Source organism: Pseudoalteromonas sp. XMcav1-K, from assembly GCF_044005875.1.
GTDB lineage: Bacteria > Pseudomonadota > Gammaproteobacteria > Enterobacterales > Alteromonadaceae > Pseudoalteromonas > Pseudoalteromonas spongiae.
Genome location: NZ_JBIPJE010000052.1, coordinates 63,865 through 80,883 on the forward strand (window position 1 = coordinate 63,865; position 17,019 = coordinate 80,883).

At 37.9% G+C, this 17,019-nt stretch carries 8 protein-coding genes; 7 read left to right on the plus strand and 1 reads right to left on the minus strand.

Annotation, left to right across the window (positions count from 1 at the left end):
- The first annotated feature begins 178 nt into the window (after positions 1-178).
- The gene (locus ACHSBP_RS21375) at positions 179-3,262 is read left to right on the plus strand and encodes a CRTAC1 family protein (RefSeq protein ID WP_395390375.1); all 3,084 of its coding nucleotides are present in this window, start codon (positions 179-181) and stop codon (positions 3,260-3,262) included.
- 3 nt (positions 3,263-3,265) lie between these two features.
- Positions 3,266-5,473, plus strand: a complete 2,208-nt coding sequence (locus ACHSBP_RS21380; protein WP_395390376.1) for a thioredoxin domain-containing protein — start codon at positions 3,266-3,268, stop codon at positions 5,471-5,473.
- 49 nt (positions 5,474-5,522) lie between these two features.
- On the opposite strand, the gene ACHSBP_RS21385 is transcribed toward ACHSBP_RS21380, so the two are convergent.
- Entirely contained in the window at positions 5,523-6,461 is a 939-nt protein-coding gene (locus tag ACHSBP_RS21385) for a hypothetical protein (protein ID WP_395390377.1), read from the minus strand.
- A 145-nt stretch (positions 6,462-6,606) separates the two neighbouring features.
- Here ACHSBP_RS21385 and ACHSBP_RS21390 point away from each other — a divergent pair, with 145 nt between their 5' ends.
- The 5 genes from ACHSBP_RS21390 to ACHSBP_RS21410 all read left to right on the plus strand — a co-directional run bounded on the left by ACHSBP_RS21390 (position 6,607) and on the right by ACHSBP_RS21410 (position 16,941).
- A complete protein-coding gene (locus ACHSBP_RS21390) occupies positions 6,607-13,896 on the plus strand; it encodes an Ig-like domain-containing protein (RefSeq protein ID WP_395390378.1) in 7,290 nt (2,429 codons plus the stop codon).
- A gap of 11 nt (positions 13,897-13,907) precedes the next feature.
- Positions 13,908-14,906, plus strand: a complete 999-nt coding sequence (locus ACHSBP_RS21395; RefSeq protein WP_395390379.1) for a glycosyltransferase family 2 protein — start codon at positions 13,908-13,910, stop codon at positions 14,904-14,906.
- Positions 14,907-14,912: 6 nt separating this feature from the next.
- Positions 14,913-15,800 carry a glycosyltransferase gene (locus ACHSBP_RS21400; RefSeq protein WP_395390380.1) on the plus strand — a complete coding sequence of 296 codons (888 nt, stop codon included), beginning with the start codon at positions 14,913-14,915 and terminating at the stop codon, positions 15,798-15,800.
- A 68-nt stretch (positions 15,801-15,868) separates the two neighbouring features.
- The gene (locus ACHSBP_RS21405) at positions 15,869-16,579 is read left to right on the plus strand and encodes a glycosyltransferase family 2 protein (RefSeq protein ID WP_395390381.1); all 711 of its coding nucleotides are present in this window, start codon (positions 15,869-15,871) and stop codon (positions 16,577-16,579) included.
- Positions 16,579-16,941, plus strand: coding sequence for a DUF2304 domain-containing protein (locus ACHSBP_RS21410; protein ID WP_395390382.1), 363 nt, complete (start codon positions 16,579-16,581; stop codon positions 16,939-16,941). The genes ACHSBP_RS21405 and ACHSBP_RS21410 overlap by 1 nt, the downstream gene beginning before the upstream one ends.
- Positions 16,942-17,019: the final 78 nt, after the last annotated feature.

The following is a 17,019-nucleotide window of genomic DNA, read 5'->3' on the forward strand; positions in this document are numbered from 1 at the left end:
AACACGAGATTGCTATTCAGTAATAGTTATTTATTAGTTTAACAAATATTTACAATTGTGGAATAATAGTTTCTATAATTATTGGTCTGAACAGTTCATGTTCGACCCATTTGTTATCATTCATAATAGATGAATAAATTCTTAATTATCCCTTGCTCATCGGTGGATACTAACGCGTATGTTTCTTTTAAAGCCTATTTATTTTTTTGCTATTGTTTGGGTGTTAATTCACTCTCAAGCTGTTTTGGCAAGTTCTAATAACTCCTTGAAAACGATTTTAAATGCCATTAATGAGCTCGAAAAAAAATCTGAGCCCAAATGTTATGCAACGGCTTCTCGTTTAGAGGACTTTATGTTTGGGACTCCACTAAGTGATAAGGCAAGATTTGCTAAAAACATGCTGCAAAAAGAGTATATTGAAATTCTATGGCAGCACGCACACGTTTTAGCTGAAGCTGAATCCGAGCAAGTCGTATTGAAAAGCCATATACTTGAAGCGCAAAAGCAGTTTTTTTTAGTGAATCAGGATAAAAATCAACACTGGCGCATCACGTTTTCTGGCGACAATAGTGTAACGTTACACAAAGATGATAAGCGTCAGTATGGAAGTATTGCTTATTCATTGAGGGCAGTCCTTGCCGTTCAACAAGATGCATTGCTCGATTTTGACAACCAACTACTGCCACTAACAGCTAGGGCTGTTGATGCAATGAAGAATAGCTTAGATTTTTACACGTTGGCAGCATTAAAAGTTGCAGACAACACTGCACGCATCAACAATCAAGCTGAAATTGAACTTGAAGTCATTAATTCGATTTGGCGTGAACTTGGTGTGAGAGAGAAGCCTGTTCAAAAACAAAATGGCTCTATTAAATACGCTAAGCGCTCACCTACATTACTTAATGCAATGGTTGAGAAAAAACTCAGTTCATATTCAGCTTACAATCAAGTTTCAAATCAAGTGTTTTTACGAAACCTACAGGTATATTTTGCTCGAACTTCTTGGCCAAGCAACAAATCTGATAGTGATGCAATAATTAATCTATACGCTGAGATAATAAGTGAGTTTGCAAGCGACCTCTATTTAGGCGCTCAGCAATTGGCGATGGAAAATAAACAAAGCTTAGTGCAAGAGAGTGATGTATATGAATTTGCTAATCAATTTATACCTCATAAAATTAATGAGTATGAAGATGCTTTGTTCTTCCCCAAGTTAGGTAATAAGGGAATGGTGTATATTGAGTCTTATGACATGGATGCATTTCGTGATGCTGGCGCACATTGGCATTACTTAAAAACAGCGATAAACAAGCCCGAGTTTGACTTATATATTGAACCAGACCCATTCGCAGCAGAGTTATTGACTGAAAACATTGCTCAATATGGTGTTTTACTATTACGAGAAGCTGGCTCAATTGCCAAACAAGATAATGCGGCTAATTTAAACGTTGCCCATTTATCTCGGGCAAAGCAGCTTATCATCGATAAAACCAAACAACATACTAACGCATTAGTATCTAATAATTATGAGCAACCATTAGCTTCTGCTGAACATAGTATTAAATCTGCAACGTTTTCTAATGTATCCAAACAAGCAAAATTTGATTATGAGCATCGCTCGTCAGATTGGTTAAATCGCCAACTTAGAACATTTTTACGTCGTGACAAGTCTACAGGTGTTATTACTATTCCTCCGGCATTCGGTGGCTCAGGGGTTGCTGCAGAAGATATAAACAATGACGGATTAATTGATATTTTTATATTAGGGGGGCGCGGCAACAAGCTGTTTTTGAACATGGGGGATGCTCAGTTTAATGATGTGACTGAACGCTACAAATTAAACTGGTCAAGAAAACAGGACAACCATCCAGGTGAAGCTCGTCAGCCGATAGTTGCCGATATTAATAACGATGGGTGGCAAGATATTATTGTTACTTACGTCAATGATACGCATCGCGTTTATCAAAATATCAAAGGGCAATATTTTAAAGATGTAACTGAAATCGCTCAACTGGGAGGGCAAGGTCTCGTCGGCGGTCCGGCTACCGTGTTTGATTATGATCGTGATGGCGATCTTGACTTATACATTACTTATTTTGGTAACTATATCACCGGCGATTTACCTACCTTAAAACGCCGTAATACCAATGGGAAACCCAATCAATTGTATGAAAATATTGGTAATTTCAAATTTAAAAATGTAACAAAAGGCTCTGGTTTAGACAATACAGGATGGGCTCAAGCAGTTGCGCACACCGATCTGAATAATGATGGTTGGCAAGACGTGATCGTTGGGAATGATTTTGGTGTTAATGGTTACTACATAAATCAAAAAAATGGCACATTCATCGATGTTTCCTCAAAAATTGGTACCGATAAGCCTTCATATACTATGGGAATTGGTATAGCGGACCTAAATCAAGATTCGTTACCTGATATATATATTTCAAATATCGTAACCATGAATAAAGATGAAACTTACGTCCTGCCAAATGAAGATACTCAAATGAAGTTCGATGCAGAGAAGCTTGCTCATATGCGAGTGATTGAAGCAAATGATCTGTTTATGTCCTCAAAAAGCGATGGCTTAAGTTATCAACCAAGTGAGCGTGTGGGGCGGGGGTACTCCTCAACGGGATGGTCTTGGGATGCTGACTTTTTTGATTATGATCTTGATGGAGATGATGATTTATATGTTCTAAATGGAATGAATGAGTTCAATTTATACAGTAGTAAAAACCCTTACTTTGAGGATCAACACGGAAACAAGCAAAAAGCACTTCTTCCTGTTAGCGAGAAAGAATTAAATATTTTCTTTGAGAATAAAGATGGGCACTTACAAACAATGGATAGTTCGCTAGGTTTAAATTTATTGAGTAACTCTCGAAGCGCCAGTTATTTTGACCTTGAAAATGATGGTGACTTGGATATCGTTTTAAACAATTACCATGAACCAGCAGCATTGTTTCAAAATAATTTAAAGACGAGCAGTGGCTGGTTAAAAGTTAAACTGTTAGGCGCTCCCCAAAAAAATGTAACGAAAGACGCTATTGGAGCTCGAATCTACCTAACACTTCCTAATGGACATAATATTTGGCGCGAGGTGCGAAGTACGGACGGATATATGTCAGTACATCCTAAAGTGCAGCACTTTGGTCTGGGCAATGCAAAATCGGTTAAACTTAAAGTCGTGTGGCCTAACGGCGAAACAAGCACTATTGAAAATGTAAAACCCAATCAATTGAAAGTAATAGAGCTTTAAACCGTGAATTATTTTAAATACGTAATTTTAGCTTTTTACCTAGTGTTAACCCTAGTGTTTAGTTTTGCACTTAACGCAAAAGTAATGCCTCCAATTAATGTAAACATAAATAACGTAGAGTTTACAAATTGGCTTGATCAATACAAAGAAAAGGCTACTGTCATTGATGAGTTGTTGTATTCCGCAGGGATAGAAAAACCAAGGCAAGTTTATTTGAATGGACTGGTGGTTGAAGCCTCCCCCTATCTACTTCGACACGCTGTCAACCCGATAAATTGGCAAGCGTGGAGTGACAAAGCACTTAATAATGCGAAACAAAAAAATAAACTAATTTTTTTATCAATAGGTTATTCAACATGTCACTGGTGCCATGTGATGGAAAAAGAAAGTTTTGTCGATATTGAAGTTGCAGAATTTCTTAATCAAAACTTTATTAACCTAAAGGTAGATAGAGAATTACAGCCTGCTGTTGACGCATATTTTACAGAGGTACTTACAACGGTTAAGGGCAGTGCCGGGTGGCCGATAACTGCTATTTTAACACCTGATGCTAAGCCAATTTGGATTGATTCATACGTATCTAAATCCGACTTATTAAAGATTAGCGCCCGCTTAGTTACTATTTGGGAAAAAAGTCCAAAGCGCCTGGAGCAAGTGGCTACAAATATTACCCAACAAGTTACGGCACCTAGTAGCGATAATAATGCAAAGTGGTCGCTCGAACGCGTTACTCAAAATATATCAGACACATTAAATCAGTTAGATGTTGATTTTGGAGGATTACCAGGTGCTCCTAAGTTTCCTAGTGAGGCTTTATTGTTACTAAGCCTAGAGCAATACAAGATAAACCCATCCAATGAATTAAAGAAAAAGTTAGTTGTGTGGTTAGATAATTTAAGTCAAAAAGGCATTCGTGATCATGTTCATGGTGGGTTTCACAGGTATGCAACTGATGCCTTTTGGCAGTTGCCACACTATGAAAAAATGCTTTATAACCAAGCGCTTTTAATTCAAGTTTTTGCACGTGCTAGTCATTTGTTAGAACGACCTGATTATCTTGATGTTGCCATAGATACCTTAGAATTTGCTACACACGTAATGCGTTCTCCTGAAGGTGGTTACTATAGCGCAATTGATGCCGACTATCAGAATCAAGAAGGGGGTTATTATCTGTTTAGCAGGCAAGATAAAGCACTTTTAAGTAAAGAAATAAAAGATGCCTTCTTATGGTATCAATTTAAAGACAAAGAGTTATTTGCACCATACTTACGTAACTCTGATTTACCGCCTATTGCACGTAATACACTGAGGGAAAGTAGAGAAAGTCTTCCTCTACCACATATCGATAAAAAAATATTGCTGTCTTGGAATGCACTTTTTGTTGATGCATTGATTGAATTGTATTTTGTTACCTCTGAACATAATTATTTAAAGTCAGCAGAGCAATTAATAGAATACCTTGAGGATAATCTTATTGTGCAAGGTGCATTAAAACGAGCCGTTTATCTTGATACAGCTGGAGGAGATGCAGCACTCGAAGATTATACATATTTGGCTCAGGTGTATGACAGAATGTACATCGCGACATTTAATAATGAATGGCGTAACAAAACAAAGAGCTTGCTTCATAATATTATTGGTGATCAAAAGTTGAATAAAAAGATTCTGAATGTAAATGATGGCGAATTAATATCTGTCGATGCTCTATTTTTGTCACTTTCGGAGCGTTACCGATATTCTGATAGTGTAATAGCTAGTGCTTATAGAAAGCACAAAAAAGACGTTCAAAAAGCGTATCTACGCGCTCCGATCTCTGCATTTAGTGTTGCAAAAGTGTTTTCTAGCGCAGTTCACCCAGTTGGCAGGGCATCATTTGCTCAGGGAAACGGTATGATATCAATTGAAGGGTTGTCTGATACCACGCCATATTTAACAATAGAGCTAAAGCCTGGATGGCATATCAACTCAAACTCGCCAAATCAAGCATCGCTATTAGCAACTTCAATATCTATTGACGGAAGTGCTATTGATAGTAGTTTTTATCCCCAACCAATAGAGAAAAAACTAGGATTTAGTGAACAGCCTTTAAGCTTATTTGATGAAAAAATAAAAGTTAGGTTACCAAGTTATGGCAGCTGGCTAACGCTGGAACTGCAGGCCTGTAGTGAACAGGTTTGTTTATTACCTGAGTCTTTTACATTTAAATTGTAAGTATGTACGGCATAAATTATCACTATGCCGTACAGCACGTTAAATAGGGCTATTTAAATTTAAACTGTTCAATGAGTTGTTCTAATTCTTGTATAAACTCAACCCGCTCAGGCTTCTTGCTGAGGGCTTGAACGACTAAAAATTTATTTTTTTGAAATGATGTAATTTGATAAACCCAAGATTGATTGCTTTGATGCAAAGCATAGGCTTGGGTCGCGAGCGCAGGGATTGAATCTATCTTTATCTGATTATTGGATATAATTTCAGGATCCGAAATACTATTACTATTTGATAAAAAGTGATTACTTAGTTGCTCGATATTATCTATCGGTTTGGCTAGTTTTCCGTGACTAAGAACAACTGTGGCACCTTTAATTTTATTTGAAATAAACACAACAGAGTTTAAATTTCTCTGAACAAGTTTGAACCCACTCGTATCTTTGAAGTAAAAAGGCAAGCCTGTGTATAAACGAGACGAATTATCGGTTTTTACTGCGGTGCTAAATAAACTTTTCTTTATCGCAGCCTTATGATTCATTGAAGACCCTTCAGGATAACTTGCCTCAATTTTAATACTCGACAACTTATCGCCTGCAATTAACCACAACTTTTCATAATAGGTGCCAGAAATTACCTGTTTAAATGTCAATAATGAACACTTTGCACCATTTACTTCTACGATTTCTGATTTCATTAGTTGTAGCTGATTTTTAAGAAAGTTCTCAGGTGTTAACTGCGTCAGATATGTTTGATAGGGAATTTCCACTTCACTAATCTTTATACGCGAAAAAGATTCGGGTTGTATAAAACCATAATGCTCTTGCGTTAACTTGAACCCTTGTGGTACTGAAAGTCGGACTTCGATACCTTGGTTTAGGCGGAAAGTCTGTGCAATTTCTTGGTTCTTATTCTGGTCAGATGTGCTTGAACATGCAGTCAATAACACAAAATATAGAGCCAGAGACAGCGTAATTAAAGGCTTTTTCATCAGATACTTTTTTTTGTAATACTTCATTACTTAGATTAACAAAAATTAATCTTTGTGAATAGATTGTGGTGCTGCTGGCTCTATACTAAAATTACTGTTTATTTTTCCCCAATAAACAGAGCAGTGTTCTCCTGAGCGTAGCGTAATGATAAATATAAATAAAAAACTTTCGTGGTTGTTTGGGGGGGCGTTGATAAGCGCAGCCTGCAACAGCTATGCAGCATCTTCAGTTACTCCAGTTTTTTCAACTGATACTATAGGCCCAGGTGCTAGTAGTCCGTTAGTTATGACTCTAAGCAATGGGAGCGGCACAAGTGATAGAAATATATCATTTACAGCGCCTTTGCCTGCAGGAGTTACTATTTCTAATCCAGTAATAGCGTCTAGCGATTGTGGTATTGACTCTCAGGTAACCGCTACTGCCGGGGGGGCAAGTTTTAGTTTGTCAAATGGCTCTCTAGCTACAGGTAGTGTATGTTCCGTTACTGTTTGGACAACAAGTTCAACACCCGGTACACATACTTTTACAATGCCATCAATCACCATTGGAAGTGATACGACATCATCAGCTAATGATGATTTAGTTGTAAATACATCTCGACCTGGAGTGTCTTTTTCATTTGCATCAGGAACTGCTGTTGTAGGAGAAAATATTAGAGCAACACTGACATTTGATAACTCTTCAAATGGTTCATTAGCGAGCTCATTAACAGCAAGCTTTACACTGCCTGACGGGCTGGAAATATCAGATTTTCCTGACACAACCAATACTTGTGATGCTAATGTTTTCACAGGCGGCAGTGTTGGTGCTCCTGGAGATAGCACCTTCTCACTGTCATTTGGAGGGGGGCTTGACGTCGCCGCTGTTGATGCAGGGGCAACATGCAGCGTTAGTCAAAATTTAAAAGCTAAGAAGCCCGTAAGTGGCATAGTTGCGTCATCTCTAATTAATTATCAAATGGGAGCTTTAGGTTATGCTGCTGATGATATTGTAATAAGTCAACCAGCTTTGATTATGGATGTGCTGTCGCCAGTTTCTCCTGGGCAAAGTACCCAGCTGCAATTTACAATAACAAACTTTGAGCGCTCGTCTTCAGCATCTGATATTGATTTTTCGGTGGATTTAGATGCGCTTACGCCGAGTTCAATTGCAGGGATTAGTTGGACATCTTCTGCAGTGAATAATGTATGTGGCAATGGCGATTTGTCAGGAAGTGGCAGTTCACTTATCACTTTTTCCAATGGCTCGTTAGGTGCGGAACAGAGTTGTACATTTAGCGTTGATGTAAATGTACCACTGGGTACAACTCCTGGATCATATAAAGTTAATTCAAGTACCGTACTAATCGACAGCGTATCTAAAGGCACGGCTACAACTGATCTCGTTGTTGTTGGAGCTCCTACAGCCGCGTTACGTTTTACTCAAAGTGGCGCGAGTGTATCTAGCGTTGCTGCTGGTAGCACCGTAGGTGTGGAATTCACTTTTTCCGATACTAGTAACTCGTCAGTAACTGACCTTCAGGCTTTACTTGAGTTAACTGGTGGGCTGCCATTCCCTATAAGTGCTACACTTCCGCCTACGCCCAACCCTCCATGTGGATCAGGCTCTTCATTATCACTGGTATTTATTGATTCTGACAGGCAAGGGTTGCAGTTGACTGGTGGTAATATAGCTGCAAACGGGTCCTGTACATTTACAGCGGATGTTACTATACCATCTGGACTAGAGACGAGTGTATTAAACTATACAATGACGTCCGCCTCGGCTACGGTAAATGCGCAAACAGTTAACCCAAAACTCCCCAGTTTTTCAATTACTGTAGTGGGTGCTCCAAGCTTAAAAGTAGATATGCCAAAAGGTGTATTAGGTGGGGATTCAGCAAATGCAGTATTCACTTTATCGCACCGAGATATTAGTCCTGCAGCTGCATCTAACATTGGCTTTACAATTGATTTAAATAGCGTTTTATCAGGTCTAACAGCTTCTAACCTTCCATTGTCAGATGTATGTGGCTCTGGTTCTAGTTTAACTGGGTCGGCAGGGGACAGTTTTGTCACTCTTACCGGAGCGAGTTTATCGCCAGACTCGAGTTGTAATTTTAACCTCGCGCTTAATATACCAAACGGTGTTACACCTGGTGAATTTAACGCTACTACTTCTAATGTGACAGCGACAGTTGATGGGTTGAATGTTACTGGTAAATCAGCATCTAGTGATTTATTGGTGGCTGGTCTTGAAGGAACTCTAGAGTTTCTAAGTTCCGCGATTCCAGGCGGCACAGTTACGGCAAGATATTCATTTAGTAATGTAGGGCCTACAGATGCTACATCAATAGTTTTTACTCATAACTTATCAGATCTTACATCAGGAACAGTCTATACTGGCGGTGATTTGAATAACATATGTGGTTCTGGTTCTGCGCTAACTGGAACAACACTTTTGACATTGACCGGTGGCAACCTTCAATCAGGCCAGAATTGCAGTTTTGACCTTGAGATAACGATTCCAGGTGGAGCTGCTTTGGGCAGCTATAACGCAATAACAAGCTCTGTAACATACAACGTAGGGTCCAGTGTTTCAATTGATGCATTGGTTGCGCAATTGAAAGTAGATGTACCTCTTGAGGTTACAGCTAAATTCACATCAGATTTTGTTAACGACAACAGCGCTGCGACACTCGAATACACTTTAATGAACTCAGGGTCACAGCCTATTACGAATATAGCTTTTACTGAGGATTTCAACAGTGCTTTACCAGGATCGAGTGCGAACATTAGCTCTGCAACTCAATGTGGAGGCTCTCTATCGGGGAGCTCAACTTTATCATTCAGTGGTGGTAGCTTAGCTGTAGGAGCATCTTGTACATTGACTGTTGGAGTTGATATGCCTAATGTGGACAGTCAAACCATTTTTTCATCATCTTCCTCGTCAATTACTGGTAATAGTAACTCTATTGCATTTTCTGTTTATCCGGTTTCCACAAATATAAAGGTAATAGATAGCGCGCAGGATATTGTTACAACAATTGGTGTACCAAGTTTGACGTTAACCAATACAGGCCCTGTTTCATTCCCAATTACATTTACCAACGCTGAAGAAGTTAATCTAACTGTGAGTGATGTGCTACTTACAACAACGGGTACAGCGAGCGCCTCTGTTTTTGTTAATAATGGTACAACTACAACTCCTGAAATAGTCTTGTCAAATATCTCAGGAGATGGCTCGTTAGCTTTTTCGATAAAAGCGAGCGTGGCAAGAAACAGTGCAGGTATCTCAATAGCGAGTTTGTCTTCGCAATCAATTAATGTGGATAATGTAAAACCCGTTATCACGATGACTTCAAGTCAAAATGGTAATACCTTGAATAACACAGTGCCATTTGTTGTAGCGATTGATTTTGCTACTGATCTTGACACGTTGAGTGTCAGTAAAAGTGATTTAACATTGGTAAACGCAAGTGTATCTGATTTTTCTGTAACTGATGGAAACAGTGCGAATATCACTTTTAATGCACTTGCAGATGGACCAGTTAGCATTACCTTACCGGCTAACCAAGTTAGAGATAGTGCGGGTAATGGTAATGACGTTCAAACGGTGAACTTTATCTCCGACAATACAAGACCAGTAGTGACTATCAGTACGAATAAAGTAGCTAACAATGGCTCATTTTCGGCAAGCATTAATTTTTCAGAAGTGGTAACGGGCTTCGACGTGAACGATATTGTTGTCGGAAACGCTGCGTTATCTGGTTTCAGTGGTGCAGGCAGCGACTATTCCGTTACAGTGACTCCAGGGGTTGAGGGAACGGTTACACTGGATGTTGCAGAAAATGTTGCCACAGATAATGCAAATAATGGCAATTTGGCGTCCAGTCAGTTAAGTGTTGAATATGACATAACTTTGCCAACTGTTGTTATTACGGCCCCTAGCACTACTCAAACTAACAGTTTCTCTATTTCAGTTGCTTTTAGCGAAATAGTTTCAGGTTTCGACATTGGAGATGTTAACGCAACTAATGCGGTTCTCAGTAACTTTACAGACAATGGCTCTGGTAGCTATTCAATAGATGTAACACCGTCATCTGATGGTGTCGTTTTAATTGATATTTTGGCTGGCGTTGCTTCGGATGCGGCCGGGAATAATAATACTGCAGCTGAACAAAAGAGTGTCTCTTTTGATGGTTCAAGACCAACCGTTGCTATTAGTGGTCCAGCTCAAGTCGGCGGAGCCAAGTTTGATATTCAAATAGCTTTCTCGGAACCGGTAATTGGTTTTGAAAGCTCAGACATTTCTGTTTCAAATGCTAGTGTCGTTTCACTTGATGGGTCTGGGAGTAATTATACAGCGACAATTGTACCCTCAGCAGGTAATTTAGTCACAATCTCAATACCTGAAAACATCGCATTAGACAGTAATGGCAATGCTAATCAAGCTTCTAATCAGCTAGACATAGCGATAGATGACACTAAGGTCAGAGTTACAATAAATGCTCCAGAGAAAGCAAAATCAACGTTTACGACAACAATTGACTTTACTGATAGTGTGACAGGATTCGATATCTCTGACATCCAAGTTATAAACGGGCAATTGAGTAATTTTGTAGCACTTTCAGGGTCTAGTTATAGTGTAGATGTTACAGGTTCACAATCTCTTCAAATCAAACTATTTATTCCTGAAGATGTTGTTTTAGATCAGCTAGGAAATGGTAATGTAGAATCATTAGAGGTTTTAGTTTCTTATGATAGCTTAGCTCCAAAAGTAGAGAGTCTAGTTCCCGTGAATAATAGCGATTCGATTCCAATAACGACTTCGTTCAGTATTGGTTTTGATGAATCGATTGAACTAGGTTCTGGGAAAATCAAGCTGATTGATATTGATAATGGTGACACGATAGAGGCGTCTCAAAGAACAATATTAGGAAACACAATTGAGTTTTCATTTGGTGTCGACTTAAAAGTAGAGACTCGATACCAGGTGCTTGTTGAGCAGGGAGCCGTTCAAGATACTATTGGAAATACAGCACTAGAAATTACAAATTGGTTTTTCACCACTAGCAATACCGCCCCACTAGCAAATGACGATTCAGTAATTGTTAATGAAGATTCAGTGGCAACGATTAATGTGGTGGAAAATGATACTGACGTGGAGGGAGAATTAGATCTTTCCTCTATTGAATTGAATCAGCCTCGTAATGGTTCCGCGGTAGTTAATAATTCTGGGGGGGTAATCTATACTCCAAATTCAGATTATTTTGGAAATGATAGTTTTAGTTATTCAATTGCTGATAAGGCTGGCTTGCGCTCCAATTTAGCTGAGGTTGTGATTACTGTAGAGAATGTTAACGATGCCCCTAAATTTGATTCTCAACCAAATACGGTCGCTGTAGGTGAAGAACTCTATAGTTATGATGTGAAAATATCGGATATCGATAGTGAATCTACTTCTGTAAGGGCTTTGACTAAACCAGATTGGATTGAACTCAATGGCACTAAACTTACTGGAACTCCATCAAGTGAGTTGATTGGTCAATCAATTCCTATCGTTTTGGAGGCATCTGATGGTGAATTAACACAGCAGCAAGCGTTCTCGGTCGAAGTGATCGCATTTGATAATTCCAATTTGATTGTTAGTCAGGAAATAAGCGTATCACCTATTTTAGTTGGGGATGCATTCTTACTGACATTAGAAATTGCGAATAATTCGTCTCAAAGTATTTCTATTGATGCATTGTCTATAGATATTGAAGGTGTGACTATTGAACAGATGACTAATGAATGTTCAGTGTCAGACGCTTCTATTAATTGTCAGATTCCGCAATCATTAGAACCTAGTGCTAAGGAAATTGTGCTGGTGACACTATCTGCAAATTCGGCCGGCGAATTTGTATCAACAGCGACACTAGATTTTAATAGCGGGTACACGAAAAACAATAAATTAGCGAAGGCAATTACGGAGTCTAAATCAGATGAAGTTGGGGCTTCGATAGATATTACCGATGTAAATAGTTTTGCTTTGGGTGATATGAATAATGATGATCTGATTGATATTATTTATGCAGGTAACAAAACTAGTTCTATATATCTCAACCAGGGCGCAGGGCAATATATATTAGGTGCCAATGTTTTAAGTTCTGAAAATGTTTTAGATGTTGAAATATCGGACTTAGATGGTGATGGTAACAATGATATTATTTTTGCAACCGAATCTGAATATGGCTCAGGAGTTTGGTTTAACTCTGGAGACCTAAGCACCGCATCAATACAAATACTCTCAAAATTACCTAGTAAAGCTGTGTTTGTATTTGATGTTACAGGTGATGAAGTTGAAGATGTTGTCTTCCTTGACAATTCTCAGCCAGGGTTCAGTATATTCGCTCAACCATTTGAGCCGCTAATTCAATCTACAAATCGATCTGTACAATTTACGTTAGGTGATCAAGTTCAAGTCAATGATTTGACCAGTGCTGATTTAAATGGTGACGGCCTAGAGGATATGATCTTAGCAATTTCAGAGGCACCTCTAGAGCTTTGGATTCAAACTGAAGTAGGCGAGTTCGAAAAACAGCAGACTTCAATTTCTAATGTCCAACGTGTCTTAACTGCTGAGCTATTAGAGAGCGGTATTCTCAACATAGTCACATTGTCCCAAGATGGTGTTCGAGTACTTAATAATTCAGGCACAGAAATAGAGTCCCTATCGAGTATTGAGTATATCGATATTAGCATTGATAATTTACTTGGTGATGAGGCAAGCGAAATCTTACTTCTAGCCGAAAATGGTGATATTACTTACCTAGAGCGTATGGGAAATGGTTATAAGTTGTCACCGACTGTATTCACTAGTGAAGGTGCAAGCAAATTTAAAGTTGCTGATGTAGATTCAGATGACGACTTAGATATTGTAAGTATCTCTAAAGATGGAAGAAGTCATATTCGTTATAATCAGGGTAGCGGGCGATTTGGTCTGCAGACGACCGACTTAAATCTTACAACAAGTAACTCTTCATTAAATGCTATTGAAGGAAATAGCGAAGAAATTTCAATTGTTATTTCAAATAACGGCTTGTCTCAAGCAGAGATGTTTGAATTAAACATAGCGGCTATTGGTAATACGGTTTCAATTACAAATTCGGGTATTGTTACCTGTGAGGAGAACTCAACAGGTCATTTGTGTAAGGGCAATGAGCCTCTTACTAAAGGTGAAAGCGCCAATATTCAAGTTACCGTGATGTTTAATCAAGTTGGTGATGGTTCTATAAACCTATCTGTAACAAGTAATCGAGTAGATGATAATTTTGAGGATAATGTGGTTGAAGTTTCGACTAAAACCACTGCGAAACCAATCATTGTCGAACCTCCGAAGAAAAAGTCTTCGGGAGGGACTAGTTATCTACTATTTATAATTATATTCTTAGTGTACCGTCGGATACGTTAAAAAAGTTAAAGGTGCTAGAGTTAGCGCCTTTTTTGTATAAATCAATCATGACTGAAAAATATAAAATATTAGTACTATTAGCTACTTATAATGGTGAAAAATTCTTAGAGGCACAGCTGAACTCTATAATGAACCAAAAAAATGTTGAAGTTCATGTTTGTGTTCGAGATGATTCTTCTGAAGATAAAACCTTAGAAATACTGGACTCATTTAGTGCTAAGTTTCCTGAAAAATTTAAAATCATAGAAAAATGTAAAGACAGTCGTCATAGCTCAGGAGTTCTCTCAAATTTTTCGGCTTTAGCAGAGTATGCATCGAAGACTGATTTCGATTATTTTTGTTTTTCAGATCAGGATGATATTTGGTTGCCATATAAATTATCAAGTTTATTAAGTCACTTAAAGTCTTCTGAAATAGCAGAATCAAATCCGATTTTGGTTTTTAGTGATCTAATGGGAATAGATGAAGAAGGAAACTTATTATTCAATTCATTTATGACTCGGCTAAATCTACCAACTCCTGAAAATCAAAATATTTATGAAGCATGTTTTCAAAATACAGTGACAGGATGTGCGTCGTTATTTAACAGGAGGCTGTTAGATATGGCATTGCCAATTTCAAAGTATGCGATAATTCATGATTTCTGGTTTGCCTTAATAGCAAAGTATTATGGTGAACTTATTTACGTAAATCAGCCCTTAGTACATTATCGACAACATGATAATAATGTCATTGGTGCTAATCAAAAGTCTTTTTTTATATTGCTGAAAAAGCTCTCTACATATCACTTGAGAGTTTTTGATTATATAAATCAAGCTAAAGCGTTGTTTAGCTTGAGAGATAATGAAGCAAACTCTAGGATTTTATTGTTAGAAAAGTTGGAGGATATATACACGCAAAGTCTAATACCTAGAATTAAGATGGCATTGTTATGTGCTCCAAAAGGTAGCATTTTTATCAAGTGTTATTATTGTGTCGTTTTCGCTTTTTTGCCATTCAGAAATAAATAACTTTATATGATTACTTTTGCTATTCCTTGCTTTAACTCGAATATAAGCTTTCTGATGCATGCTATAGAGTCTGTCAAAATGCAGACATTACCATGTTGGAAGTTGATTATTGTAGATGGAAACCAAGAAAGGAATCTAACTCTTGAATCTATAGTACTAAAGGAGAGAGACGAACGAATTTCGTATAAAAGAAATGATGATGACTTATCGATGGCAGGTAATTGGAATTTCGCATTTGATGCCGCTGAGACTGAATTTGTTGTTTTACTGCATGATGATGATGTTTTATCCGCAAACTATATAGAAGAAATGAGTAAGTTAATAGATTCTAATAAGCGAGCTGCATTGTACTTTTGTGATGTATTTCTGATAGATGCCTATGGCAAGAATGTATCAACGGTACCTGATTTGGTTAAATCGTTGATAAAACCTAAAAAAGCAATGTTGACTCTTGAGGGAGACATTGGCTTATCAAGCCTTCTGAAAGGGTGTTATATTTTTTGTCCAACGTCGTGTTATCGGAAAAGTCAGATAAAGAACTCGCCATTTACGAATAATTGGAAAATGGTGACAGATTTTCAGATGTATTTTGATTTATTGGCTTCTGGAAAAAAATTAACGGGTACAAATCAAAAATTATATTCCTATCGAAGACATAATAATAATCAAACGGTTCATTTGACAAGTAACTTCACCCGTTTTGAAGAAGAGGTAGAGTTTTACAATATGGTTAACAAAACAATAGGTATAAGCTGGGTGAGGTCGAAAAAATTGTCCGAGAAGAAGCGGATTATTAAATTACATTTACTATATGTCGCATTTAAAAATGCTGTGCAGCTAAACTTTCGTAATTCAATGAAGTGCTTTAGGTTTTTTTTTAAACTTAATGCATAGTTTAAACTACTATATCTAACACTTAAAATTAGTTAGACTTAGGTTTGATTTTTTTCCAAGCTATTGTAATGAATACGCCACTTGTAATAATCCCAGCCCACAATGAAGAATCAACTATCGGTTTAGTACTGGATGATTTACGTCGTCATGGCTATAAAAATATCCTAGTAGTAGATGATTGTAGTTCTGATAATACTGCGTCTTTAGCTTCTCAAAAGGGAGCTAAAGTTATGTCTTTGGCTTATAATCTTGGAGCTTGGAAGGCAACTCAAGCAGGCTTAAGGTATGCGGCAAAAATGGGCGTTTTTCATGCTGTGACTTTTGATGCAGATCAGCAACATTTAGCAAGCCAAATAAAAAAATTATTTACACATCAAGCTAAAAGTAAAAAAGATATGATTATTGGCTCTTGTATTAGTAGAGGGTCATTTTCTAGACATATAGCTTGGAGGTTTTTTAGAGCTTTGTCAGGGGTTAGTGTACTTGATCTAACCTCTGGGTTTAGACTTTATAATCGAAAAGCAATAGAGGTCCTCAGCCGAAGTGAAGGAACATTAATAGAGTATCAAGATGTTGGCGTTTTACTCCTTTTACGAACTTTTAATATTTCTAAAAGTGAAATTGATGTTGAGATGCAAGATAGAACTGTTGGCATCTCGAGGATTTTTTATTCGTGGTGGGCTGTACTGTACTATATGAGTTATACCACGGTATTATGTTGTAGTAAGTTGGCTAAATCTAACAAGCTACTTTCTTCTCCCGAAGTCAAGGATTCTTAGTGCATATTTATCAGATTTTCACTTCGATAGTCGCGATAGTATTTTTTCTTTTCGTAGTAATTTTAATTCGCCGAGACTCAATTTTAATGGGCGCTGCTTTTCGCTGGCTTATTCTGGCTATATCCATTTTAGTGTTAGGTGTGTTCCCGCAAGTGGCAGATATTGCCGCTGGTTGGGTTGGCATTGCTTACTCACCAATTTTACCGGTTATTCTCGCGTGTTTACTGTTAATGTTAAAAGCGCTAATAGCAGATATTGAGCGTGCAAAAACGCAAGTTAAAATGGATCGCATCGCGCAAAAACTCGCGATGGTTGAAATGGAACTTGAACAGTTAAAACAAACTAAGCGAGCTGGGTCTTAGTATTTGTTTCCAATTGCGTACTAAGGTTTATCTATGAATAAAAAGTTATTTGCATAACGTGACATAGCTCGCCAAGAT